Source organism: Terrilactibacillus laevilacticus, assembly GCF_006517395.1.
Lineage (GTDB): Bacteria > Bacillota > Bacilli > Bacillales > Sporolactobacillaceae > Terrilactibacillus > Terrilactibacillus laevilacticus.
Map to the genome: position 1 here is coordinate 274,704 of NZ_VDCY01000001.1, position 26,999 is coordinate 301,702.

The 26,999-nt window shown below is 36.5% G+C and carries 25 protein-coding genes; all 25 read left to right on the plus strand.

The window, feature by feature from the left end; translation table 11 throughout:
* Positions 1 to 22: 22 nt before the first annotated feature.
* The 25 genes from FG390_RS01190 to FG390_RS01310 all read left to right on the plus strand — a co-directional run bounded on the left by FG390_RS01190 (position 23) and on the right by FG390_RS01310 (position 26,998).
* The gene (locus tag FG390_RS01190) at positions 23 to 547 is read left to right on the plus strand and encodes a YceD family protein (protein WP_258311537.1); all 525 of its coding nucleotides are present in this window, start codon (positions 23 to 25) and stop codon (positions 545 to 547) included.
* A 25-nt stretch (positions 548 to 572) separates the two neighbouring features.
* Entirely contained in the window at positions 573 to 746 is a 174-nt protein-coding gene (gene rpmF, locus FG390_RS01195; protein WP_141189185.1) for a 50S ribosomal protein L32, read from the plus strand.
* 290 nt (positions 747 to 1,036) lie between these two features.
* Complete coding sequence (locus tag FG390_RS01200) at positions 1,037 to 1,651, plus strand: RsfA family transcriptional regulator (protein WP_141189186.1); 615 nt, start codon at positions 1,037 to 1,039, stop codon at positions 1,649 to 1,651.
* Between the two features lie 424 nt (positions 1,652 to 2,075).
* Entirely contained in the window at positions 2,076 to 3,698 is a 1,623-nt protein-coding gene (bshC, locus tag FG390_RS01205; protein ID WP_141189187.1) for a bacillithiol biosynthesis cysteine-adding enzyme BshC, read from the plus strand.
* Between the two features lie 139 nt (positions 3,699 to 3,837).
* The gene (mraZ, locus tag FG390_RS01210; protein WP_141189188.1) at positions 3,838 to 4,269 is read left to right on the plus strand and encodes a division/cell wall cluster transcriptional repressor MraZ; all 432 of its coding nucleotides are present in this window, start codon (positions 3,838 to 3,840) and stop codon (positions 4,267 to 4,269) included.
* A gap of 104 nt (positions 4,270 to 4,373) precedes the next feature.
* Complete coding sequence (gene rsmH, locus FG390_RS01215; RefSeq protein ID WP_141189189.1) at positions 4,374 to 5,318, plus strand: 16S rRNA (cytosine(1402)-N(4))-methyltransferase RsmH; 945 nt, start codon at positions 4,374 to 4,376, stop codon at positions 5,316 to 5,318.
* A gap of 2 nt (positions 5,319 to 5,320) precedes the next feature.
* A complete protein-coding gene (gene ftsL / locus FG390_RS15985; protein ID WP_141189190.1) occupies positions 5,321 to 5,698 on the plus strand; it encodes a cell division protein FtsL in 378 nt (125 codons plus the stop codon).
* A 5-nt stretch (positions 5,699 to 5,703) separates the two neighbouring features.
* Positions 5,704 to 7,824, plus strand: a complete 2,121-nt coding sequence (locus FG390_RS01225) for a PASTA domain-containing penicillin-binding protein (protein ID WP_181406318.1) — start codon at positions 5,704 to 5,706, stop codon at positions 7,822 to 7,824.
* A 250-nt stretch (positions 7,825 to 8,074) separates the two neighbouring features.
* Positions 8,075 to 10,015, plus strand: a complete 1,941-nt coding sequence (locus FG390_RS01230; RefSeq protein ID WP_141189192.1) for a stage V sporulation protein D — start codon at positions 8,075 to 8,077, stop codon at positions 10,013 to 10,015.
* Between the two features lie 568 nt (positions 10,016 to 10,583).
* On the plus strand, positions 10,584 to 12,056 hold the full coding sequence (locus tag FG390_RS01235) for a UDP-N-acetylmuramoyl-L-alanyl-D-glutamate--2,6-diaminopimelate ligase (RefSeq protein ID WP_141189193.1): 1,473 nt from the start codon (positions 10,584 to 10,586) through the stop codon (positions 12,054 to 12,056).
* Positions 12,053 to 13,435 carry a UDP-N-acetylmuramoyl-tripeptide--D-alanyl-D-alanine ligase gene (locus FG390_RS01240; RefSeq protein ID WP_141189194.1) on the plus strand — a complete coding sequence of 461 codons (1,383 nt, stop codon included), beginning with the start codon at positions 12,053 to 12,055 and terminating at the stop codon, positions 13,433 to 13,435. Before FG390_RS01235 ends, FG390_RS01240 begins: the two co-directional genes overlap by 4 nt.
* Positions 13,435 to 14,403, plus strand: coding sequence for a phospho-N-acetylmuramoyl-pentapeptide-transferase (gene mraY, locus FG390_RS01245; protein WP_373681511.1), 969 nt, complete (start codon positions 13,435 to 13,437; stop codon positions 14,401 to 14,403). Before FG390_RS01240 ends, mraY begins: the two co-directional genes overlap by 1 nt.
* Positions 14,404 to 14,409: 6 nt before the next feature.
* Positions 14,410 to 15,768 carry a UDP-N-acetylmuramoyl-L-alanine--D-glutamate ligase gene (gene murD / locus FG390_RS01250; protein WP_141189196.1) on the plus strand — a complete coding sequence of 453 codons (1,359 nt, stop codon included), beginning with the start codon at positions 14,410 to 14,412 and terminating at the stop codon, positions 15,766 to 15,768.
* A 106-nt stretch (positions 15,769 to 15,874) separates the two neighbouring features.
* On the plus strand, positions 15,875 to 16,978 hold the full coding sequence (gene spoVE, locus FG390_RS01255) for a stage V sporulation protein E (protein WP_141189197.1): 1,104 nt from the start codon (positions 15,875 to 15,877) through the stop codon (positions 16,976 to 16,978).
* 248 nt (positions 16,979 to 17,226) lie between these two features.
* Positions 17,227 to 18,000, plus strand: coding sequence for a cell division protein FtsQ/DivIB (locus FG390_RS01260; protein WP_141189198.1), 774 nt, complete (start codon positions 17,227 to 17,229; stop codon positions 17,998 to 18,000).
* A 587-nt stretch (positions 18,001 to 18,587) separates the two neighbouring features.
* A complete protein-coding gene (gene ftsA / locus FG390_RS01265) occupies positions 18,588 to 19,865 on the plus strand; it encodes a cell division protein FtsA (RefSeq protein WP_141189199.1) in 1,278 nt (425 codons plus the stop codon).
* Positions 19,866 to 19,905: 40 nt separating this feature from the next.
* Complete coding sequence (gene ftsZ, locus FG390_RS01270) at positions 19,906 to 21,039, plus strand: cell division protein FtsZ (protein ID WP_141189200.1); 1,134 nt, start codon at positions 19,906 to 19,908, stop codon at positions 21,037 to 21,039.
* 499 nt (positions 21,040 to 21,538) lie between these two features.
* On the plus strand, positions 21,539 to 22,444 hold the full coding sequence (gene spoIIGA / locus FG390_RS01275; protein WP_258311543.1) for a sigma-E processing peptidase SpoIIGA: 906 nt from the start codon (positions 21,539 to 21,541) through the stop codon (positions 22,442 to 22,444).
* Between the two features lie 26 nt (positions 22,445 to 22,470).
* Positions 22,471 to 23,190, plus strand: a complete 720-nt coding sequence (gene sigE / locus FG390_RS01280; RefSeq protein ID WP_141189202.1) for an RNA polymerase sporulation sigma factor SigE — start codon at positions 22,471 to 22,473, stop codon at positions 23,188 to 23,190.
* 84 nt (positions 23,191 to 23,274) lie between these two features.
* Positions 23,275 to 24,054 carry an RNA polymerase sporulation sigma factor SigG gene (sigG, locus tag FG390_RS01285; protein ID WP_141189203.1) on the plus strand — a complete coding sequence of 260 codons (780 nt, stop codon included), beginning with the start codon at positions 23,275 to 23,277 and terminating at the stop codon, positions 24,052 to 24,054.
* Positions 24,055 to 24,251: 197 nt separating this feature from the next.
* Positions 24,252 to 24,518, plus strand: a complete 267-nt coding sequence (locus FG390_RS01290; RefSeq protein ID WP_141189204.1) for a YlmC/YmxH family sporulation protein — start codon at positions 24,252 to 24,254, stop codon at positions 24,516 to 24,518.
* Positions 24,519 to 24,592: 74 nt separating this feature from the next.
* Complete coding sequence (gene pgeF, locus FG390_RS01295) at positions 24,593 to 25,423, plus strand: peptidoglycan editing factor PgeF (RefSeq protein WP_181406319.1); 831 nt, start codon at positions 24,593 to 24,595, stop codon at positions 25,421 to 25,423.
* A 7-nt stretch (positions 25,424 to 25,430) separates the two neighbouring features.
* Complete coding sequence (locus FG390_RS01300; RefSeq protein ID WP_141189206.1) at positions 25,431 to 26,117, plus strand: YggS family pyridoxal phosphate-dependent enzyme; 687 nt, start codon at positions 25,431 to 25,433, stop codon at positions 26,115 to 26,117.
* Positions 26,118 to 26,251: 134 nt separating this feature from the next.
* Entirely contained in the window at positions 26,252 to 26,707 is a 456-nt protein-coding gene (locus tag FG390_RS01305; RefSeq protein WP_141189207.1) for a cell division protein SepF, read from the plus strand.
* 27 nt (positions 26,708 to 26,734) lie between these two features.
* Positions 26,735 to 26,998, plus strand: a complete 264-nt coding sequence (locus FG390_RS01310) for a YggT family protein (protein WP_181406342.1) — start codon at positions 26,735 to 26,737, stop codon at positions 26,996 to 26,998.
* Position 26,999: the final 1 nt, after the last annotated feature.

Here is a 26,999-nt window from a genome sequence, read left to right on the forward strand (position 1 = left end):
CATTTGTTGTCTAGGAGTGGTAATGATGGCTTTAAAATGGACATTATCGGATTTGCTACGAAATAAAGAAGAAGGATACGTTGTTGATGAAACTGTACAATTACCTTTAGATTTATTTCATGTGGATCCGGAAATAAGACAGCTTTCTCCTATACATGTTCATGGGTATGTGGAGTTTATGCGACATTCGATAACATTTCATCTTACCATTGATGGAACGATGGTTTTGCCGTGTGCGATAACGTTAGAAGATGTTGATTACCCATTTCATATCCAGACATCTGAAACGTTCTTGTTATCACCAAATTATCGTGATGAAGAACTTGATGAAGATGATCTTGTTCATACGATTGAAGACGATGAAATCAATTTAACACCATATATTGTTGAAGCGATTTTAGTTGAAAAACCAATGCGTATTGTGAGTGAAAACGCTGAGAAACGGGCCAATCCATCAGGAGAAGGTTGGGATCTCGTCTCTGAAAATGAACAGAAAAAAATGATTGACCCACGGCTTGAAAAACTGAAACAGTTTTTTGACGAATAAATTGTCTTAGAGGAGGTGTGAACCCATGGCAGTACCTAAAAGAAGAACATCTACTACTAGAAAAAACAAACGTCGTACACATTTTAAATTGAATGTACCAGGTATGGTAAAATGCGATAATTGTGGAGAATACAAACTTGCGCACCGTGTATGCCCAGAATGTGGCTCATACAAAGGTGAAGAAGTTATTGAAAAATAATTAAGCTGTTTTAAAAAGAGTGGGGAAGCTATTTCCTTACTCTTTTTTTATTATAAAAATTCACCCAATTAGATGATTGAGTGGGAGCGAATTTAAAACACATCTTCTAAGCTAAGTGAACAGTCCCCGCGTACATCTTCTATCCCCAATTCATATATTGCTAGAATAATAAGTCTATCTTACTGATTGTCGGCATAAGATAAAGAAAAATAGTATGTAGGTTTTTATACTAATAAAATTCCGATGTATGTCAGTCATGGTTAAAAAATAAAGAGGATTGGGGGAATTAGATGTCAACAATTAGACAGGATGCCTGGTCATCAGATGAAGACTTAACATTAGCAAAAACAGTGCTAAGTCACATCCGAGAAGGTAGCACTCAGTTAGCTGCATTTGAAGAAGTTGGGAAAAATTTATCACGAACGCCTGCAGCTTGTGGTTTTAGATGGAACTCTCTAGTGCGAAAAAAATATGAAAATGAGATTGCGCAGGCTAAAGCAAAACGAAAAGAATTAAAAAGTGAATCAAAAATCTCACAAAATGACGATCTGAATGAGGCACTACATAGCCCAAGTGAAGGTATTGTGAATGAACCGGAAATTTCAGATATTAATTTAGAAAAAGTGATTCATTTCTTAATTGAATTAAAATCTGAGTTACCCGAACTTATGAGTAAGAATGAATTAGTCTTATTAAAAAATGAACTACAACGATTAAGTCAAAAGAAAGAAACATTAGAGACTTCCTATCGGAAACTTGAAACTGAATATAAGACCATTAAAAGAAACTATGAAATATTTATTCAACTTGTTGATAGAGCAAAAGAGAAGATTCAATTAGATACGATCCAAGATGATGCTTTACGATATAGTCTCCACTTTGATTCTCAAAAGGTAAAAAAGTGAATTCTGGAAGATTCAGATCCCTCAAAACAAGGTTGGGGGATTTTTTATTTCTTCTTGCAAAATATTAAATGGAATCATTAAGTTCTATAAAAAGGACTTTAATGATCTGTTTTATTAGATTTTTCCATTTATATAAGTGCATGACAAATACATATTTTTTTTGTTTAGGTTTACCTATAATAAAGAAAAAATGATAAAATAGGCCTATTAATGACCATTTTAGTTCCCTGAGCAGTCTTTTTGGGGTTTGAGACATATTTTGATATACTCAATTTGATAAACGTTGTAAAGTGGACTTGAATAGATGGTTTGGAATATTAAAAAATGAACCAGTTAATTGATAATAAGTACATTTGCTGTACCAATACATAAGATTATTAAAATGGGTTAACAGGAAATATGTTTTTTAGAGAGGAAGTAGTAGATGAACGTGAGAACAATTGAAAATCCTCCCTCATCAAAATTAGTTGAAGATTACACTCAGGAGAAGGATCACACACATTGTTATTTTGATTATCACTATAAAGATCAAAAATCGTATCAACAACGTCTAAATGATATTCGACATCGAGGTTATCAAAGAGAAGAACTTTCATCGATTCTCATTGAATTTAATCAAAAATACACAGATGACCAAGCTGTCTTTCACAATATTGAGAAATTAAGACATCCTGAGACGGTCGTTGTAGTAGGTGGACAACAACCAGGATTGTTAACCGGTCCGGCTCTCACTATACATAAGTGTTTATCAATTATTAAACTAGCTAAACAGAAAGAAATCGAATTAGGTATACCTGTCATTCCAATTTTTTGGATTGCTGGAGAGGATCATGATTTTGATGAAATCAATCATATCTTTTCAGTTAAAGACCAAAAAATAAAAAAACACATCTATCGCAATCAGTCCGGAAATAAAACGTCAGTTTCTAAGCTTCCGCTTGATCAAGAGGCTTTATCGAGTTGGATAGAAGACGTTTTTGAATCATTTGGTGAAACGGAATATACGAGAACTCTTCTTGAGATCATACAAAGTTACAGGGGAAGCTCGACGAGTGTGGTGGATTTCTTTGCCTTTCTTATTCATCATTTATTTTCAGCTTATGGTCTGATCTTGATGGATTCGGCAGATCCGAAAATTCGTCAAATAGAAAAGTCCTATTTTAGGAGCATCTTTCAAAAGAGGTCTGAAATTAATAAAGGTGTACTTTCTCAATTACGTCATTTGAAAGAAGCTGGTTACAAAATTAATCTCGACCAAGCAGAAGGTAATGTCAATCTTTTTTATGAATGGGATGGAAAAAGAGAGCTTTTGAGTGAATCAGAGGGGATTTTACATGATAAGCATCAACTTATTCATCTCGAGCCTAATCTATTTGAAGAGTTGATTGAAGAACATCCTGAACGAATCAGTAATAATGTTGTCACGCGCCCATTGATGCAAGAATTATTGCTGCCTACGCTTGCCTTTATTGCTGGACCAGGGGAAATTGCCTATTGGTCATCCCTTAGACCTGCTTTTCACGCCTTGGATTTGACTATGCCGCCAATTGTACCAAGAGTTCATATTACTCTTCTTTCACGTGATATTAAAAAGTGGATTGAGGCAAAACACTTAAAACTAGAAGATATATGCTCAGGCAAGATGGATGATTTATCTAATGAATGGCTTAAAAATCAGCATTCATGGGATGTCGATCATATAATTAATCAATTTCGTCATACGTTGGTCGAAGCACATAAGCCTGTAAGTGAATTGGCTCTAGAAATTAGTCAAGGATTGAAATCTTTTTCTGAAAAAAATCTGTCTTATTTGAACTACCACATTGATCGAATGAAAATCGAAATGAATAAAAAAATTGAAACAGCTCATCGTGTTGAGCTTAATCGATTTAAGGAGATTGAACTTGCACTGTATCCTAATTCAGCACCGCAAGAAAGAACATACTCAATTTTTTATTACTTGAACAAATATGGTTCTGATTTAATAAAGACGCTTATAGAGCAAGATTACTCTAACAACGGAAAACAACACGTGGTAGAAATATAATGTGACACTTAACAAAAATTAATTAAAAAAATCCTGTCTTACGGCAGGATTTTTTTTTTATGGAACGAATAAGTAAAAAGTAAGTGGAGAAAAGTGGGGCAATGTGGTAGAGTTAGGGTAGAAAGAGGAGGCAATGTCCATGTTTATGGGTGAGTTTCAACACAACATAGACCAAAAGGGCAGGCTGATCATACCCTCAAAATTTCGTGAAGAGCTTGGTGATCGATTTGTGATGACAAGAGGGTTAGATCAGTGTGTTTTTGTCTACCCTCAAAATGAATGGAAGCAAATTGAGAAAAAGCTGGAAGCATTGCCATTTACAAAGAAGGATGCTAGAGCTTTTACCCGTTTTTTCTTTTCAGGTGCAAGTGAGTGTGCATTTGATAAGCAAGGTAGAGCCACTTTAACAGCTACTTTGCGAGACTACGCAAAATTAGAAAAAGAATGTATTGTAATTGGTGTTTCCAATCGAATTGAAATTTGGAGTCAAGAGAATTGGAAAACCTACTATGAAGAATCTGAAGCTTCATTCAGTGAAATATCGGAAAGTCTACTCGATTTTGATTTTTAAACCTTCATTTCACGACATGAAAAGATAGTTACGGATTTCCCCCTGCAAAGTTTTCTCTAAACATACCGGAACTAACAATACTTTTAGATGAAAGGGAAGACACCATGTTTGAACACGTGACGGTACTAAAAAAAGAAGCGGTTGATGGATTGGCGATTCGGCCAGATGGAGTATATGTTGATTGTACTCTTGGTGGTGGTGGACATAGTGAAGAGATCGTTAAGCAATTAACAACAGGACATTTATATGCATTTGACCAGGATCTAGTCGCCATTACAGCAGCTAAAGAAAGACTACATCCATACAAGGATAAAGTGACATTCATTAGATCGAACTTTCGATACTTAAAAAGCTGTCTAGTGGCTCATGAAGTGTATAAAGTGGATGGGGTGCTTTATGATCTAGGTGTTTCATCACCTCAGTTTGATGAGGCAAATCGTGGGTTTAGTTACCAACACAATGGCCCCATTGATATGAGAATGAACCAAGAACAAGCCTTAGATGCATCGACTATCGTTAATGAATGGCCATATGAAAAACTTGTCCGCATCTTTTTTCAGTACGGAGAAGAAAAATTCTCAAAACAAATTGCCAGATTAATTGAGGAAAAAAGAGGGGTTAAACGAATTGAGACGACAGATGAACTTGTCGAAATTATCAAATCTGCCATACCAGCAGCTGCAAGGAGAAAAGGCGGTCACCCTGCAAAACGCATTTTTCAGGCATTAAGAATCGCAGTAAATGACGAATTACAATCATTTGAAGATTCGTTAGAACAAGCCCTCGAACTTATTAATATTCATGGCAGACTTTCTGTGATTACTTTTCATTCCTTAGAAGATCGGATTTGTAAAACTTTTTTTAAGAAACATAGTCAAGGACCTGAATTACCTCCTGGGTTTCCTGTTATCCCAGAAGAACATAAGCCGATCATCAAACTCGTTCAACGTAAACCGATTCTAGCTAACGAAGAAGAATTAAAAATAAATAGACGTGCTCGTTCAGCAAAGTTGCGTATCGCTGAAAAACTTAGAGAAAGAGGGGAATAAATGTGAATTTAGCTGTTCGTCATCTCGAAGAAAAAGAACAAGTTCTACCAAAAAAACAATCAAGAGTTCAAAAATCAGCAAATAGTGAAGGATTGCCGCAACGGCGGATTACAAAAGGTGAAAAGATTCTTTGGTTTGGAGCAGGCATGCTCATTGTTGCCTTAACTCTCATTATCGTATCTTATCAAGCCCGTCTTTTTTTCTTAAATGGATCTATCCAAAACCTGCAAAACAAAGTAGCTGTGCAAGCTAAAATAAATCAGCAATTGAAGGTTGAACAAACCAATTTAAGCTCACCTGAACGGATTATGAAATACGCAAAAGAAAAATTAGGACTTAACTTAAATATTAAGAATGTGAAAGTTATATCTGATAGGTGATGACGATGTTTCCGACAAAAAATAATTCGATTAATGTTTGGGCAGCAGTTATTGGTCTCCTATTTCTGCTGTTCTTTTTTGTTATTATGGGTCGCTTTCTTTATATCGCCCATTCAAAAGAGATTGATAACAATGATCTAACAGCCCTGGGCAAGCAAAAGTGGCAACAATATACAATTCTTGATGCCAAAAGAGGAAAGATTTACTCAAGTAATGATCAAGTTTTGGCAGAAGATGTTCCTTCTTACACTATTCAGGCTATTTTGAGTAAGAACGCAGGAAAAGAAAATTATGTCACAGATAAGTCTAAAACGGCTAGGTTATTAGCGCCTATTTTAGATTTAAAGGAATCCTATATTTACGATCAATTAAATAAACCTCTTTATCTCGTCCAGTTCGGGAAGAAAGGCCAAAATCTTAGTCAGGAAGTAAAGAAAAAAATAGATAAACTTCATTTAAATGGAATCACTTTTATTGAAGGATCAAAACGCTATTATCCAAATAATGACCTTGCAGCCTATACTATTGGATTTACAAGTAAGAATGATAAATCAAATAAACAATATGGTGTACTAGGTATTGAGCAATCGCTGAATAAATATTTAACTGAACAAGACGGATCTGTTAGATATTATCAGAGTGCTGGCGGGGTTCCGATACCCGATGAAAAGCAAAAAATCAAAAAAGAACATAACGGAGATAACGTTTATCTTACTATTGATAGTCGAATTCAAACCGTTTTAGATGAATCGATGTCAAAGGTTCAAGCAAAATATAAACCGAAGCGAATGGTGGGGATCGTTGCTGATCCTAAAACAGGTCAAATTTTAGCCATGTCGAATCGTCCGAACTTCAATTTAAACAAACGAGATTTAACTAATTTCGTCAATAGCCCTATTTCTGAGGCGATTGAACCTGGTTCAGTTATGAAGATATTTACACTTGCATCTGCAATCGATGCTGGCGTTTATCATGGAAACCAAACGTATCAATCTGGGCAGTATAAAGTTCCTGGTGTCACCATTCATGACTGGAACCAATCATGGGGACCCATTACCTTTGATGAAGGATTTCAAAGATCTTCAAACGTTGCCTTTTCTATTATTGCAGATAAATACCTAGGCACGGAAAAATTATATAAATATTTTCAAAAATTTGGTTTTATGCAAAAAACAGGTATTGACTTGCCAAATGAAAGTAATAGCAACGTTAGTTGGAAATGGGAAAGTGACAAGGTGATGATGTCATTTGGTCAAGCTTCAGCCTTTACTCCGATTCAAATCGTGCAAGCGGCGACAGCGGTTGCAAATGATGGGAAAATGATGAAACCTTATATTGTTTCTAAGGTTGTTGATCCAAATAAAGATAAAACAGTTATCCAACACAAGCCAACGGTTGTTGGCCAGCCCATAAGCAAAGAAGCAGCAGAGCAAACCAGGGATTTAATGCGTCAAGTGATAACAAGTAAAAAAGGGACAGGGCATACCCTGTACAATCTTCCGGGTTATGAGATTATTGGTAAAACAGGGACTGCGCAATTGGCCATTAACGGAAAATATCTCTATGGTAGGGATAATTATATTTTTTCGTTTTTAGGTATGGCACCCAAAAACGATCCAAAGCTTATTGTTTATGTTTCGGTTGATCGTCCTAATTTAAGTGGTGTAACCTATGACGCCCAGCCCGTGGCCGATGTGGTTAATCCAGTTCTAAGTAATAGTTTGCAATATATGAATATAAAACCTGATGCAAAGAATAAAGTGACGGATAAAGTAAGCCAATTTACAATGAACCAATATGTTGGCTTAGAAACGAGTAATGTCTCTAGTCAACTTCAATCTAAAGGGTTTAAAGTGACGACCATAGGATCAGGAAAAATTACGAAGCAATACCCTTTTAAAGGGGATCAAATTCTAGATGGTTCAAGGGTCATCTTAGTGGGTGATAGCCATCAAAAGATGCCGGATATAAAAGGTTGGTCTTTATCCGATGTTATGCAACTGGCTGACATGTTATCTCTTAAACCTCAAATTTCAGGACAGGGTTTTGCAGTCGAACAAAAGCCATCAAAAGGAACATCGCTTCATGTTGGCGATTCAATCACGATTAAATTAAAAAGCCATTAGTTTTAGTGTTAAAGTGCGAGTTCAAAAAGGTGACAAATTAGAAGCAAGAAGATCAAGGCGGCGCTGTTTTGAGGACCGGAATGTAGGTTTTTACTACATAAGGACCGGTAAAACGAGCGGGCGCCGAGATTCGCAGCTTATCATTTGGTGACTTTTTGAACAACCTCTTAAAAGACAAAATAGGGCTCGTTCTATTAATGGACTTTACTGCATATAGTTTAAGCAAGTCCATAGATAGGAGGGCCCCATTTTGCGTGTGTCAAATGTAACAGTAAGAAAACGATTAATTGCCATACTCGTCATCGCTTTAGGGATATTCTTTATTTTTATTGTACGCTTAGGGTATATTCAAGTTTTTAAAAATGGTTGGTTATCGAACCAAGCCTTAAATTCTTGGAGCAAATTAATTCCATATGAGGCAGAGAGAGGCGATATTTTAGATCGTAATGGCAAGGTTCTAGCAACGAATATAAGTAAGCCATCTGTTCTCGTTGTACCTAGGCAGGTTCGTGATCCGAAGAAGACAGCGAAGAAACTTGCAGAAGTGCTAGGTATGTCTGAAAAGAAAGCTTATCAAGATATCACTAAAAAACAATCAAAGGTCTATATAACTCCCGAAGGAAGGAAAATTAGTAATCAAAAAGCATCAAAGATTAAGTCGTTTGGTTTACCAGGGGTGTTTATTGCAGAAGATTTCAAGCGTTCCTATCCATATGGAAATTATTTATCACATGTATTGGGATTCGCTGGAATTGACAATCAAGGTTTGACAGGTCTTGAAGCTTACTATGACCAGCAACTAAAAGGAAAAAATGGCCATGTCGCTTTTTTCTCCGATGCCAGAGGCAATCGTATGGCAAATATTAAAGATAAATATGTTCCACCTGAATCAGGAAACAGTCTCAAATTGACGATTGACAAAAGAGTCCAATCCATTATTGAAAGGGAATTAAATTTAGCCGATCAAAAATATCATCCAGAAGGAGCTATTGCGATCGCTATGAATCCAAATAATGGTGAGATACTCGGGATGTCTTCACGCCCGGGTTTTAACCCAGAGAATTATAAAAAAGTACCTCAAGAAATATATAATCGGAATTTACCCATATGGAAAACCTATGAGCCGGGATCAACGTTTAAGGTCATCACACTTGCTGCAGCCTTACAAGAAAATTTAGTTGATTTAAAGAATGATCATTTTAGTGATCCAGGGTTCATTGATGTAAACGGGACAAAGCTTCATTGTTGGAAAAGAGGGGGACATGGGGATGAAACTTTCTTAGAGGTTGTACAAAATTCTTGCAACCCTGGTTTTGTTAAATTAGGTCAAAAGTTAGGTAAAGACAGGTTGTTCTCTTATATTAAGAATTTTGGTTTTGGTCAGAAAACAGGAATTGATTTGCAAGGAGAAGCAAAAGGGATCTTGTTTAACATGAAGAATGTCGGGCCGCTTGAGCAAGCAACAACTGCGTTTGGACAAGGCGTTGCCGTTACCCCTATTCAACAGGTCGCCGCTGTAGCAGCAGCGGTAAATGGTGGATACCTTTATGAGCCACACATAGCCAAGGGCTGGGTTGACCCTAAAACGGGAAAAGAGATTAATCAAACGAGTCCTATCGAAAAAAGACAAGTTATATCTGAAAAAACGTCAAAAGAGGTACGTTATGCACTTGAAAGTGTCGTTGCTCAAGGAACAGGTCGTAATGCCTATGTACAAGGCTATCGAATAGGTGGTAAAACGGGTACAGCCCAAAAGGTCAAACAAGGCGGTGGTGGTTATATGGAAAATAACTACATCGTATCGTTCATGGGCTTTGCTCCTGCAAATGATCCGCAGATCGTCGTTTACGTGGCTATCGACCATCCTCAAAATACAGTACAATTTGGTGGTACTGTGGCTGCCCCTATCGCAGGTAAAATTATTGGGGACTCTTTAAGCGCAATGGGGGTTAAGAAACAAAAAGGCGGTTTGCAAAAAATTGCAAAATACCCTGATCAACCGATGTTGAAAGTACCAAATTTCGTTGGTATGGATCGAGAAGAATTAGAAGCAGGTATGTTAGATCTCAAAGTCGATGTAGTTGGTAAAGGCCGCTATGTTGTCATGCAGTCCCCACAACCAGGGGTTAAATTGAATCCAGGATCCACAATAAGAATATATCTAGGCGACAAAAAAGAGAAAGGTGATTAAAAGTGCGTAACGATGACTTAATGATGAAAAACAAGGCTGATAGTAAGTTTCAAAAAGGTGTCTGAACACATTTTTTAAGGAAAACGAGTAAAATAAACTTTAAGTTCGATCGTGATTAGCAGATTTGCTAACATAACTTCTAAAAAAGAAGCCAAATGCAACAAATTGCAGTGGCTTCTTTTTATGAAAAGAGGTATTCTTGAATTTGGTGAAGTGAAAGATAAAAATAAATAATCAATGAAGATGTGTTAAATCATTTTATCGTAACGTCTTTGTTTATTATTTATAAGAAAACTTTTTTAGGCTAAAAAATAGTTTGAAAGTGAGTGCTGGATAACGTCTAAGATTGTAGGCACCCATTTCCCATTTAACGATTAGTGGACCTGATCTCTAAATTAAAAGGGAAAAAGAAGCTGTGGTGCAGGATGAATGATCTCTAATAGCTCGAGTTAACAATCAGCTCGTATATCGGCCCATGTAATAGAGGAAGCCCCCCACTTATAGAAGTTTCACTTTATTTGTTTTTCACCACTTAAACTGAAAAAGTAAGACGAAGGATGTGCTGTAATTGAAATTAAAAAAATTGTTAAAGGCTCTATCAACCCATGATGACTATGTTCAAAATGAAGACCCCGAGATATTGGAATTGGAGATTGATTCACGTTTAGTTACAAAGGGAACCCTATTTTTCTGTATTAAAGGATACCAAACGGATGGCCATAAATTTGCAAAACAAGCTGTTGAAAATGGAGCGGTTGCGATCATTGCTGAAGATGAACTCGATGTTGAAGTCCCTGTTGTTTATGTCAATGATGCCCATTTGGCATTGGCCATGATATCCGATTACTTCTACGGTCAGCCTAGTAAATCTATGAATTTGATGGGCGTGACGGGTACAAACGGCAAAACGACGGTAACACACCTGATCCGATCAATACAGGAAGATGCCAATATATCAACCGGTCTTATCGGGACTATGGGTATGAAATATAAGGATCAATTTATTCCTGTCAATAACACGACACCAGAATCTTATCTTGTTCAAAGATATTTAAAAAAAATGAAAGATGAAGAGATCCAATCTGTTATCATGGAAGTTTCTTCTCATGCTTTATATCAAGGGAGAGTACACGGATGTGATTTTGATATTGGTATTTTCACAAATTTAACGCAAGATCATCTTGATTTTCATGAAACAATGAAAGATTACCTATATGCAAAAAGTCTTCTATTTTCACAACTTGGAAATACATATGATCTAAAACATCCTAAAGCCGCGGTATTAAATATAGATGACCCAGCTACACGGATTTATCGCCATATGACAGCAGCACCTGTTTGGACATATGGGATCGCCAATGACGCTGATTTTCGTGCAGAAGATATAAAAATTACAGCGAATGGTACAGAATTCCGATTGGTAACCAAAACAGGTAGTTATCCTGTTTCGATGCAACTCATCGGTAAATTTAGCGTGTACAATGTTCTTGCTTCGCTATTAGCTTGCTATCTTAAGGGGATAAAAATTGAAACGATGATTAAGACTATCGAGAAGGTGAAAGGAGTTCCCGGAAGGTTTGAAACCGTAAAAGCAGGTCAACCTTTTACCGTGATTGTTGATTATTCTCATACGGCTGATAGTCTTCAAAACGCTTTAGAGACAATAAAAGAGTTTGCAAAGGGGAAAATCATAACCGTGATTGGTTGCGGAGGAGACCGTGATAAAACAAAACGGCCCATAATGGCCAAAACAGCTGTAGATCTTAGTGATTTAGTTATTTTAACTTCAGATAATCCTAGAACTGAAGATCCAGAAAAAATTTTAGAAGACATGGAAGCAGGCGTCGTGAATAGAGACTACATCAAAGAGATTGATCGAAGAGTTGCCATAAAAATGGCGGTGCAGAAAGCAGACAAAAATGATATTATATTGATTGCTGGTAAGGGTCATGAAACGTATCAAATTATTGGTTCGACAAAATACGATTTTGATGATCGGTTGGTCGCAAAGGAAGCTATAAAGGAGATAACAAATAGATGAGTATTCTGATAAGTCATGTACGTCATCATGCAATAAGAACAAGCGGAACAATTGATGACGCCTGTCAATTAACGGTATTTACTGATAGCCGTAAAAATTGCCCTTCAGGATTATTTATCCCAATTAAAGGTGAAAACTTTGATGGTCACGCATTTATTCACAGTGCCATAAAAAACGGAGCAAAGGCAACGCTTTGGTCAGAGAGTGTCCCGCTACCTGACCATTTACCTTTGGATTTCCCTGTTTTTTTTGTTAAAGATACTTTGACAGCCCTGCAAAACATAGCCAAAGATGTTTTAATACAGCGAAAACCAAAAGTGATTGCTGTGACAGGGAGCAATGGAAAAACCTCGACGAAAGATATTATCGAGAGTATTTTAAAAACAAAATTTCATACTTATAAAACGCAAGGGAATTTGAATAATCATATAGGACTCCCGCTAACCATATTGAGTATGCCCGAAAATTGTGAAGCATTAATCTTAGAAATGGGCATGAATCATTTTGGAGAGATTTCATTATTAACGCATATTGCAAGGCCAGACATTGCGGTGATCACAAACATAGGGGAGAGTCACATTGAGTTTTTAGGTTCAAGAGAAGGCATCGCAAAAGCAAAACTTGAAATTATTGAAGGTATAAAACCGGGTGGAACGCTGATCATTGATGGTGATGAGCCATTATTAAATCAAGTTAAGCTAGATCAGTGTCAAGTTGTCACTTGCGGCTATAATAAAGGAAATACACTTCGAATTGTTCAAGTGAAACCAGATATTTCTGGGTATGACTTTTCTTTACGGGGCTCAAAGAACATCTATCATATCCCTATTATGGGAAAACACAACGTAAAGAATGCCGTTTATGGGGTTGCAGTTGCTAAGCAATTGAATATAAATGATGTTGATATAGAAATGGGTTTAGAAAAGTGCCAATTAACCAAAATGAGGTTCGAATCTGTTGAAGGAAAAGAAGGGGCACTCCTTATTAATGATTCATATAATGCTTCCCCAACATCAATGAAAGCAGCCATTGAAACATTAAAACAATTACCTGCTTTCAAAAAACGTGTTGTTGTTCTAGGTGATATGTATGAACTTGGACCTGATGAAGAAGATCTTCACCGTTCTGTGGCAGATGTGATAGATCCGCCGATCAGCCACGTGATAACGATTGGTCCAAAAGGAAAATGGATTAGTGATTCATTAATTGAACAAGGAAAACCATGTTATGTTCAATCTTTTTTGACGAAGAAGGAAGCTCTTCCAGTGTTAGAAACCCTTCTTGATAAAACGACCGTTATTTTATTTAAAGCATCCCGAGCCGCTGAATTAGAGGAACTCGTGGAGGCATTACGTGAGAAGAAGGGAGTCAAGGAATAATGGCATTTGTTTTATTATTTAGTTTGGCATCGGCTTTTTTAGTGACATTAGTATTTGCACCATTTTTTATTCCGATTTTAAGAACATTAAAATTTGGTCAATACATTCGAGAGGAAGGACCAAAGAGTCATCAGAAAAAAGCAGGAACACCATCCATGGGCGGAATTATTATTCTGGTGGGGTTAATCTGTGGTACGGTAATCGTAGGGTTAAAATATCATCTTGTAACGACTGATACGTATTTATTATTACTTGTTACGATAGGCTTTGGTTTGATTGGTTTTTTGGATGATTTTATTAAGATAGTAATGAAACGGAATATGGGTTTAACGTCGAAACAAAAACTCTTGGGGCAATTACTCGTATCACTTATTTTTATCATTGTCTTATATCAGACAGAGTTTTCGACTGTCCTTTCTATTCCAGGTACACAGTGGAGTATTGATTTACACTTTGCCTATGCCATCTTAGTTATTATTATGTTTTTAGGGACTTCTAATGGTACCAATTTAACGGATGGAATGGATGGTTTATTGACCGGTGTATCCGTTATATCATTTGGTGCTTACGCATTAATCGCTTATCTACTTGAACAAAATATGGATATTGCCGTTTTTTCCCTATCTGTTGTCGGCGCTTTACTTGGATTTTTACTTTTTAATGCATATCCAGCAAAAGTTTTTATGGGTGACACAGGATCACTCGCTTTAGGTGGTGCTTTAGCTGCCATATCAATCTTAACAAAGACAGAACTACTTTTAATTGTCATCGGCGCAATATATGTGATTGAAACCCTGTCTGTTATGATACAGGTTGTTTCATTTAAAACAACTGGAAAACGTGTATTTAAAATGAGTCCGTTGCATCATCATTTTGAACTTTCAGGATGGTCTGAATGGAAGGTTGTCACGATGTTTTGGTTATTAGGACTTATATTTGCAGTGATAGGAATTTATATAGAGGTGTGACTATAAATGAAACAAATAGATAAGTATGTAGGAAAAAAAGTTCTTGTATTAGGACTTGCAAAAAGTGGGTACATGGCTGCAAAGCTCTTAGATCGCTTAGGAGCGATCGTGATAGTCAATGACAAATCAGATTTAGATTACGATGAACATGCCAAAGAGTTAAAACAGATGGGTTTACAGGTCATAGGTGGTAGCCATCCTCTAGAATTACTTAGCGATGATCTTTTTTGTATAGTGAAGAACCCAGGTATTCCTTACCGTAATCCTCTTCTTAAAGAAGCTTTGAAGAAAAATATACCTATTATCACGGAAGTTGAAATAGCAGCAGAACTTTCAGAATCTGAATTTATTGGTGTCACCGGCTCGAATGGTAAAACAACCACAACCATGATGCTTGGTGAAATGATGGAAGGCAGTCGTTTGAAACCAATCGTAGCAGGTAACATCGGAACGGTGTTGTCTGGGGTTGTTCAGCATTCAACGAAAGAGAATGTTATTGTATCGGAATTATCAAGCTTTCAGTTATTGGGGACGAAAACGTTTCATCCGCACGTTGCGGTTGTCTTAAATATTTTCGGAAATCACCTAGATTATCATGGAAATATCAAAGAATATGCTAAAGCCAAATCACGTATTACGGTTAATCAGACTGAAGACGACTTTCTTGTTTATAATGCAGAGAATAAAGAAGTCATAGACCATATTGTATCTATTTCAAAAGCTAGAAAGGTCCCTTTCTCTTCTCATGCTCTTACAAAAGAGGGAGCTTATATTGAAAATGATCATCTCTATTTTAAAAATGAAGTCATTATGTCAACAAAAGACATGATGGTGCGTGGTTTTCATAATCTCGAAAATGCTTTAGCGGCTTTAGCGGCTGCAAAAATTTATGGCGTTGCGAGTGAAGACATCAAAAAAGTACTGACCAACTTTTCTGGTGCTCCACACCGTTGCCAATTGGTTCATACGTTACATGGCAGACTTTTTTATAATGATTCAAAAGCAACGAATATTTTAGCTACATCAAAAGCGCTTGCGACTTTTCCTGACCAACCCGTTATTTTATTAGCTGGTGGTTTAGATCGAGGAAATACATTTGATGAGTTAGTGCCGCATCTAAAAAATGTGAAGGCGGTCATTACGTTTGGAGAAACAAAGGAAAAAATGATTGATGCTTGTCATAAAGCTGGAATTGAGACAATAAAAGTAGTGAGAAATGTTGAGGAAGCTGTTCCTATGGCTTACCAGTTATCTGAGGAAGGGGACATCATTTTACTTTCGCCAGCTTGTGCAAGTTGGGATCAATATGATTCATTCGAACAAAGGGGAGACATTTTTGTAAACCGTGTGCATATGCTTAATTAGGGACAGGTTATATTCCATGCTATTTATTGGTTTGCCTCAAAAACCATTTATTATAATATAGCTTTGGAGTAACCACATGATTTTTTACCTAATGAGGTGTTTAGCTATGGCAAAATCGAAAACGACTCCTGACTTAATTTTAATTATTGTGACCTTTCTTTTGCTTACAGTAGGTCTCGTCATGGTTTATAGCGCAAGCGCAATACTAGCATCGTACCACTTTGATGGTGATTCCTTTTACTTTGTTAAACGTCAACTGCTATTTGCAGGGATTGGCCTTTTTGCCATGTTTTTTGTTATGAATGTACATTATTGGATGTGGCGTCAATGGGCTAAACTTGGTGTTCTCATTTGCTTTTTACTTTTAATTGCTGTTCTTATCCCCGGGGTCGGATTGGAACGAAATGGGTCCACGAGTTGGCTCGGTATTGGCGCTTTTTCTATCCAGCCCTCAGAATTTATGAAAGTCGCTTTAATTGTTTTTCTGGCTCGTTTTTTATCTGAAAATCAAAAGTACATTACGACGATTAAGAAGGGACTTATTCCCTCTCTTTCCCTCGTTTTTTTATCCTTTGGCTTAATTATGCTTCAACCAGATCTCGGGACAGGTACTGTTTTAGTTATGACGTGTATTATCATGATTTTCACCGCTGGAGCACAAATTAAACATTTTGTTTTTATGGGATTAATGGGACTAACGGGAGTGGCTGTTTTAATCATTTCTGCACCTTATCGAATCGCTCGGATTACGTCATTCCTTGATCCATGGAAGGATCCATTAGGAACTGGGTTTCAAATTATCCAATCGTTACTCGCTATTGGACCTGGGGGGCTCCTAGGTTTCGGTCTTGGACAAAGTAGACAAAAGTATCAATATTTACCGGAACCTCAGACTGATTTCATTTTCTCTATTATTTCAGAGGAACTTGGATTTATCGGTGCAACGCTCGTGCTTGGTCTATTTTGTTTACTTATTTGGCGGGGTATCCGGATTGCTATTTCTGCCCCGGATTTATATGGTAGTTTACTTGCAGTTGGGATAACAGGAATGATCGCTGTACAAGTGATGATTAATATAGCTGTCGTGACCGGATTAATGCCTGTCACCGGAATCACACTTCCTTTTTTGAGTTATGGTGGTTCTTCATTAACCCTGATGCTCGTATCTATCGGTGTTTTATTAAATATTAGTCGTTATACGAAAACATAAGGCGTAGAGATAAATACATTTGTAAAAGGATCACTTGGATAAGGCTAAGTGATCCTTTTTTTATGGGTAGCAGGACGGGATTCGTCTCAAATGAGACCATTAAGGTAAGCAATAATAGGGGGAGGACTTGTTCACTTTATCTTAGACGATTCTAAATTGCTTATGTGACAAGCTGAAAAATTATGTGTTATAATGAAATGTCTATATCTCTTAGTGGACAAGCTTGATCGAAGAGGTGTTTTATTTCAATGGTGGAAAAGAAAGTGATTCCTTTAGAGGATCGAATTCCTAAGTTAAAGCAACAAAGAAAACAAAAAGCAAACCGCCGAATTATTTTCTATATTACATTGTTTTTTATATTAATATTAATCATTGTATATTTTCAATCTCCACTAAGCAAACTGACACACGTCAAAATAGATGGGTTACATTACACTTCAAAAAGCCAAATTATTAATACAACTGGCTTACAAAAAAAACCGCATTTTTGGGATGTTTCATCCACTTCAGTAAAACATGATATTAAAAAACTTAAAACAGTGAAGAAAGTTGATGTACATAAACAGTTTCCCAATTCCATTGTGATACACATAACCGAATATAATCGTATCGCCTATTTTTCAAATCAAGGGGCGTATACACCTATTCTTGAAAACGGAAGTAAATTACCTAAATTAAAACAAGGACAATTGCCTATCCACGCACCTATCTTGTTTAATTTTCAAATGAATCAAGATGGTTTGAAAGTGATTGCAAAGGCGTTAACTAAACTACCTTCAAGTATTGTTCAAAATATATCTGAAATCTATTATCATGATGATAAAGTTGGCGAAGGTGATTTAACACTCTATATGAACGATGGCTATAAGGTTTATGCTAGTCTATCAACCTTCCAATCAAATATGGCTTTATATCCTCATATCATAACGAAGATACCAAAAGGAAAAACAGGAATTGTTCATCTTAGTGTAAGTCCGTATTTTGAACCAACATCAGATGTACAAAAAGACAAGTCTCCATAATTAAACGTTAATTTAGTGGTTAGTCTTTCATCTCGCTTTATCCATGATTTAGATGCTAATCGAGATAAGTTTTTTTAGTTTATAGCCGAGATTTTATTGTGTCAGTTTTTTTTACAAAGAAAGGGATTTTAAACGAAATTTTGACTTTTCTACAACGGCATCTTGGTGTAGACTTATATTTAGCCATACTTTTCATTTTTTTATGACATGATGAGCATAAAAATAAGAAGTTTGACGAAAAAATATAACTCATTTTCTAATTATTTATATCGTAACAAAGGAAAATCTTTAATTACGTTGAATACTTTCATTAGAGGATTTCCAATATGTCATCAGTGATTATCGTGACTTCCTATGCTGTTTGTTTGATGTTATGGTTTTTAAGAAAATGACCTTAACATTCTGGTCCTCATGAATAAATGATAGAATTTTAGGGATTTAAGAAAATACACACATCATTCTAAATAAAGCAGCGAATAAAGTATTAAACATATTAAACGGGTTTATAGATTATGAGATTAAGATGCATTTTCTGGAAACACCGTCTGGAACAATAGAGACCGATAGAGAGAAGGAGGTGCCAAAGAATGAACAGCAAAGACATATATGTAAGTTTAGACATCGGTACATCCAGTGTAAAAGTGATGATCGGGGAAATGGCCGATGGAGCCCTTAATGTCATTGGGGTTGGGAAGTCAGTATCAAATGGAATCAAGAAAGGCTCTATAGTAGATATTGATGAAACTGTTCGTTCAATACAAAAAGCGGTTGAGCAAGCTGAGAGAATGGTAGGTTTACAAATTAAAAGTGCGATAGTAGGTATAACGGGGAATCATATTCAACTGCAATCTTGTCATGGTGTAGTGGCAGTCTCCAGTGAAAATCGTGAAATTGGTAACATTGATATAGCAAGAGTTATTGAGGCTGCCCAAGTGATGTCAATCCCCCCAGAAAGAGAAATCATTGACGTTATCCCGCATCAATTTATTGTTGATGGATTAGATGAGATTAGCGACCCTAGGGGTTTGATTGGCGTTCGACTAGAGATGCAAGGCACACTTATAACAGGTTCTAAAACGATCTTACATAATCTTCTTAGGTGTGTAGAGAAAGCGGGTATTCAAATCACGGATATCTGTTTGCAACCTCTCGGACTTGGGTCAGTGGCCTTATCACAAGATGAAAAAAATTTGGGTGTTGTACTTGTAGATATTGGAGGAGGTTCCACCAATGTTGCTGTTTTTGACCAAGGCATTCTGATGACAACTTTTGACTTACCAATTGGTGGGAATCACATGACAAAAGATATTTCTATTGGTTTAAGAACCCCTTTAGAAGAGGCAGAAAAAATAAAAATTTCCCACGGTTGCTCTTTTTATGAATTAGCCTCAAGTGAAGAAATTTTCACCATTCCAAAAATAGGTAGTTCATCGCAACAAACATTTAATCAGCAGGAACTAGCTGATATCATAGAACCTCGTTTACAAGAAATATTAGAAATTGTCCAAACTGAACTAAATCAAATTGGATTTCACGATTTACCAGGTGGATTTGTATTAACTGGTGGCGTAGCAGCATTACCAGGTTTACTAGATCTTGCTCAATCTGTGTTAAATAATAGTGTTAGAATTGCAATACCAGATTATATAGGTATTCGTGAACCACAATATACGGCTTGTGTTGGGTTGATTCAATTTGCTTATCATAATGTAAAAGTACAGGGTAAAGAAGTTGCAACAGCAATTGCTCCCGACAATTATGATGCTGAGTTTGATCAAAGAAAGCATGCAAAGAAAACTAGCCAGAAAGAACATACAAGTATGGCAAAAAAAGTAAAAGACTGGTTTGGTGTATTCTTCGAGTAATTTATGCAGCAGAATGAGTGAAATGGGAGGAATTAATAACATGTATGAAGTTGATATGGAGATGGAACAACTTGCTCAGATTAAAGTCATCGGTGTAGGCGGTGGAGGTAACAATGCCGTAAATCGTATGATAGAGAGCGGTATAAGGGGCGTTGAGTTCATTTGTGTAAATACAGATGCTCAAGCACTTAAACTATCAAAAGCAAGTGTTAAATTACAATTAGGAGAGAAATTAACTAGAGGACTTGGTGCAGGAGCTAATCCAGAAATAGGAAAAAAAGCAGCCGAAGAAAGTCGTGAACAAGTTGAAGAGGTTCTTCGTGGTGCCGACATGGTGTTTGTTACGGCTGGTATGGGCGGTGGAACAGGTACCGGAGCGGCTCCAGTTATTGCGGAAATTGCAAAGGATATAGGGGCTTTGACCGTAGGTGTTGTCACTCGACCGTTTACATTTGAAGGTCGAAAACGTGCAAATCAGGCAGCTAGTGGTATTTCAACATTAAAGGAGAAAGTTGATACACTAATAGTAATCCCAAATGATCGATTACTAGAAATCGTGGATAAAAATACACCGATGCTTGAAGCATTCCGTGAAGCCGATAATGTCCTCAGACAAGGGGTTCAAGGGATCTCTGATCTGATAGCTGTGCCAGGTCTTATCAACTTGGATTTTGCCGATGTGAAGACCATTATGACCGAAGGGGGCTCTGCCCTTATGGCGATTGGTACTGCAACAGGCGAAAATCGTGCAGCTGAAGCGGCTAAAAAAGCGATCTCTAGCCCACTTCTTGAGAAATCTATCGATGGGGCAAAAGGTGTTCTCATGAACATTACTGGCGGTTCAAATCTAAGTCTTTATGAGGTCAATGAAGCAGCAGATATTGTCGCGACTGCAGCTGATCAAGAAGTCAATATGATTTTTGGTTCTGTGATAAATGAAGACCTAAGTGATGAGATTGTTGTTACAGTTATTGCAACAGGCTTCCATGAAATTGATACGCAATCTCAAATGAAGAGACCTCAGCGACCATTATCAAAGCCTTCTCAACCAAAGGTAAAGAAGAATGATCCTGAAGAAAAAGAGTTTCCGCGTCATTCAAATGTATCAAATGATATAGAAGACACTCTTGATATACCAACATTTTTAAGAAACAGAAACCGTCGTAATCACTAAGTTAACCGAGGCAAATTAATAAAGAATTAATGAATTCCGGAACGTTCTAATTTAGAACGTTCTTTTTGCGCTTTAAGAAAGTATAGAAATTTAAGGTGTATAAAGAAGGTACAAGTGCAACTAGCATAATCTTCTTCGATTAAGAATCGAGTTGTCTCGGAAGGCGAAGCCGTAGTGACACATTCTAGGCCTCTTTTCTAGCGCCTTATAGCCTTGCCAATCGGCGAGTTTTCATTATTAATTTGTGAAAAATCTCCTTCTAATTATGATCTGGATAAGAAATACTTCCCCCTATTTAATTCCCAAACCATGTATCAATTTTAGATTAAAAAAATCACTTTTATGGCTTTATTGGTATAAAATTGTTTTCAGAGCAATTCTGACAAAACTCTTCAAAATAACAAGAAATCATTCGCCATTGAATGACAGACTTATTGGCAAAATGCTCGTATACTTATTCTATTAAACAAGATAGATAGGTGGGTGAGGGTATATAACCATTTATTTAGATGTGATATGGTTTCTAAATTTTTGTATTGACTATTTGTTATTGAAACTCACAGTCATCATATTGAAGAGGCAGGTGAGGTCATGGCGTCTTTGGCTCGGCACACTGCTTGCATCAAGTATTGTCATACTTTTGTTTACACCACTTTCTATCATCTTTGATCACCCAATAGGTAAATTTTTGTTTTCAGCATTGATCATTTTGCTTGTGTTTGGATACCATCGTTTTTCAACATTCCTACAGAATATATTTGCTTTCTATTTCGTTGCCTTTGGTATAGGTGGAGGGCTTTTTGCTGCCCATTATTTTTTTCAATCGAATTCATCGTATGCAGACCAAACTTTATTCAGTACGTTAAGTTATGGTGATCCAATTAGTTGGCTATTTGTTGTCATTGGCTTTCCGTCCTTATGGTTATTTTCAAAAAAACGTTTCGATCAAGTTGTTGTCCGAAAATGGCAGCATTCAACCTATGCAGATGTGTACATTTCGTTTCTTGATAAGTTAATCACTGCAAAAGGCATCATCGATAGTGGAAACAAATTATATGATCCATTAACACGAGTTCCAGTTATGTTTTTGAATTCATCTACTTGCAAGTCATTTTTTCCAGATTCTATTATTCAAGAAGGTGTAGATCTTCAGAATGCAGATTTATCCGATGAGTTACGCAGCAAATTAACCGTTATTCCTTATCGCACGGTAAGTGGAAAAACCCAACTTATAACAGCTTTTCGTCCCGATGAAGTCATATTGTTTCATGAAGGGCAGAGGATAAAGGCCCCAAAAATTCTTGTTGCTTTGACCAATCAAAATTTATCTGGGGAAGGAGATTTTAATAGTATTCTTCATCCCGATATGTTACTACATGGAAAAATCATTGAAACAGCTTCATGACAATTCATTTGATAAGGAGGCCAATTATGTATCGTTTGAAACTTTTTTTAAAAAGAATATGGATTAAGTGCCTAGTGAAATTAAAAATAAAACCGGAAGAAGTTTATTATATTGGCGGCAGTGAAGCGTTGCCTCCTCCACTATCAAAGGAAGAAGAAGCAGAATTACTCATCCGTCTACCTAAAGGGGACCAAGAGGCGCGTTCAACATTAATAGAACGTAACTTACGCCTTGTCGTATATATCGCTAGAAAATTTGAAAATACCAAAATAAATATCGAGGATCTTATTAGTATTGGTACCATAGGCTTAATTAAAGCGGTAAATACATTTAATCCAGAAAAAAAAATTAAGCTTGCCACATATGCATCAAGATGCATTGAAAATGAAATACTTATGTACCTTCGTAGAAATAATAAAACTAAATCTGAAGTCTCCTTTGACGAACCTTTAAATGTTGATTGGGATGGTAATGAACTCCTCTTATCAGATGTTTTGGGAACGGATAATGATATTATTACAAAGGATATGGAAAAAAGAGTCGATCGGACATTATTAAAACAAGCCATTTTAATGCTTAATGATAGAGAAAAAGAAATTATGGAGCTGCGTTTTGGTTTAGAAGGTGGGAAAGAAAAAACTCAAAAGGATGTGGCAGATCAGTTAGGTATATCCCAATCTTATATTTCTCGATTAGAAAAGCGTATTATTAAACGTCTGAAGAAAGAATTCAGCAAGATGGTATAAAATGGTGTTTTTAGCAATGTGCATAAAATTCCCTCTAGAGGAGATACTTTACGTTGTAGATAGCTCCGATTAGGGGGGAATTTAGTGGCACGAAATAAAGTGGAAATTTGCGGCGTTGACACTGCAACATTACCCGTACTTAAAAACGAAGAAATGAGAAAACTATTTGTACAAATGCAAAATGGTCATGACGAAGCAAGAGAAAAACTCGTTAACGGCAATTTAAGACTTGTATTAAGTGTCATTCAAAGATTTAATAACCGTGGTGAATACATCGACGATTTGTTCCAAGTCGGTTGTATCGGTTTAATGAAATCCATCGACAACTTTGATCTAAGTCAAAATGTTCGATTTTCAACTTATGCCGTTCCCATGATTATTGGAGAGATTCGAAGGTATTTACGGGATAATAATCCAATAAGAGTGTCTAGGTCTTTAAGAGATACGGCATACAAAGCACTACAAGTAAAAGAACGACTTATTTCTAAATATTCCAAGGAGCCTACAGCTACAGAAATTGCAAAAGAATTAGATTTGCCAGTTGAAGATATTGTGTTTGCTCTTGATGCTATACAGGACCCTGTATCGCTATTTGAGCCCATCTATAACGATGGAGGAGATCCGATTTTCGTCATGGATCAAATCAGTGATGATAAGAACAAAGATTTGCAGTGGATTGAGGAAATTGCCCTTAAGGATGCGATGCGTCGACTGGATGATCGAGAAAAACGTATCTTATCAATGCGGTTTTTTCATGGTAAGACTCAGATGGAAGTTGCTGAAGAGATCGGTATATCTCAAGCGCAAGTCTCAAGGTTAGAAAAAGCAGCTATTAAAGAAATGAATAAGAACATAAAAAGCTAACACTTGACGAGTGTTAGCTTTAAATATTTCAGATATCTTTATATTAACTTTCTTGTTAGAACATGGAAGATAAACCGGTGACTTTTTGAACACGCACTTATAGGAAAAAATCTTGCACTCCGAATCAACTCATGAATCATAACATTACGCCATATAGTATAAGGAGGAGATTATTGAACACTTCAGGAGGAATTGAGATGACAAGAATATCAGAATTTCAAACAAAAGAAGTTGTTAACGTTGAGAATGGCAAGAGATTAGGTCATATTGGTGATTTAGAGATAAATTTAGCAACTGGAAAAATTGAAAATTTAGTCATCCCTGGAGCAAGTAAGATTATGGGTTTTTTTGGGCGAGAAAATGATGTAATCGTTCCTTGGCGAAATATTGTCCGTATTGGTGACGATGTGATTTTAATCCGATTTTACGATTCTGAAACAAGTGAGCCTACGGTAAAAGATTAATTCATTCACATGTTCATCACCATCCAATTATGATAAAATACGATTAAGTCATGAAACAGGATGGGAGATTTAACATGGTTAAGGAACCATTTAATGTGCAAACACCTCATGCTTTAATGCTTGGTGATAATATGGTGCAAGGTAAAGAAAATATCATAATCGGTATTACGACACGTGAGCATGGTGTGAGTCAATATCCTTATCAATCATTAAATATGGGATTTCATATTCAGGATAACCCCAACAGCATCTTGGAAAATAGGCGAAGATTATCTGAACAACTAAACATTCCACTAAATCAATGGGTGCAAACAGAACAAGTGCATGGAACAGAAATTTTTCGAGTGACTAAGGAGCATGCCGGGCAAGGTGCAAGGGATTTACAGTCAGTTATAAAAAATGGTGACGGCTTATATACCACCGACAAGGGCCTTCTCTTAGTGGCTTGTTTTGCTGATTGTGTACCGCTTTATTTCTATTCAAAAAGTGGGCATGCCATTGGTCTATTACATGCTGGATGGAAAGGAACGGTTCATCTTGCTTCCCAAAAAATGGTTCATTTATGGGAAGACGAGTTAAATGTTAAACCAAATGATATTCAAGTTGTGATTGGACCGTCAATTGGTCCGTGTTGTTATGAAGTTGATGAAAAAGTGGTGTCAGAAATCCATAAAATTAAAGGAATTCATATAGAGCAAGTAGCAACACCTATTGATCAGCATCATGTCTCATTAGACCTAAAGAAATTAAACTGTTTATTACTTCAACAAGTTGGCGTACCAGATACAAATATCATTCAAAGTTCATATTGCACAAGTTGTTCAAATGATCTGTTTTTCTCTCATCGAAAAGAAAAGGGGAAAACAGGTCGCATTTTAGGATTCATTGGAATAAATGAGGAGTAGAATAGAAATGAATAGCGTTAAAAGTCAATTAGATCAAATTAACATGAATATCAGAGAAGCTTGTGAGAAATCGGGACGATCTGTGGAAGACATAAAGATTATCGGTGTGACTAAATATGTTAGTCCATCACGTACGAAAGAAGCGATTGACGCAGGAATTAAGCATATCGGAGAAAATCGCATGGAAGGCCTATTACATAAACAAGAAACAATTTTACGTCACCAAGCTAAATGGCATTTCATTGGGACCCTGCAAACTCGAAAAGTAAAAGAAGTGCTTCCGTACATCGATTATTTACATTCTCTTGATCGTCTTTCTCTGGCCAAAGAAATTGAAAAAAGGTTAACTGATCACGTGTTGGATTGTTTTGTACAAGTAAACGTCTCAGGAGAGGAATCAAAGCACGGTATTTCTTGTGAAGATGTGATCCCTTTTATTCAAGAATTGAAAGAATTCAAACATTTACGTATCATTGGATTAATGACTATGGCTCCTTTCACAGATGATCAAGGGCTCATTAGACATGTTTTTAGAAAGTTAAAAGAAAGCCAATTAGAAGTTCAAAATATGAAGATAGAAAATGCTCCATGCACGGAACTATCGATGGGTATGTCGAATGATTATCGGATTGCCATTGAAGAAGGGGCAACGTTTGTACGTATAGGAACCGCTTTAGTCGGCAAAGACTTATAATAACAATTCTATGATGAACAGGGTATGGGTAGTCAAGTAAATGATATTGAATTTTTTTACTTAGGGCTGTTGTAATATCTAACTTTTTCAACTTATTTTACTCCCTAAAAGAAACTAATAAAGGAGAATGAGCCATGGGTCTTAAGACAAAATTGAAACGCTTTTTTGACCTTGATCTTGATGAAGTGACCAATTCCGAAATCAATCAAGATGAAATAGCTTCAACCTTGATGAAAGAGGATCATAGATCTACACAGTCCAATCGACCCGTCAGTACGCCTAAAAATGATAAAAAGGTTGTATCATTACAGAGCGTTCACATACCGTCAAAGGTGATGTTCATGGAACCACAAACATTTGCAGATGTTGAGACAATGACCATTCATGTAAAAAGTCGACGAACAGTCATCATTAATCTTGATCATGTTTCTCCAAAATTGGGAAGACGTATATTGGATTTCTTAAGCGGAGCAACATTTGCATTAGATGGACATATTCAAAAGCTAGCTGTAAATACATTTATGTTTGCACCTGAACATGTGGACATCACAAAAATTATTTCAGATTGGCAGCAAAATAATAAAATATAAAAAAGGTGGGGAAACGATTTGGCTTATATGATAGCTGATATTGTTGCAAGAATCATTGAAATTTATTCATGGATTCTAATTATTTACATTCTAATGTCTTGGGTACCTAATGTGAAATCATCATCAATCGGTCAATTATTTGAAAGGCTATGTGAGCCTTTTTTAGAACCATTTCGTAGGATTATTCCTCCAATTGGTGGCATGATTGATATTTCACCTATTGCAGCTTTTTTTGTCTTAAATTTAGCTTCAAGAGGCGTCGCCACAATAGCGTCGTACCTTGCAGGATAGA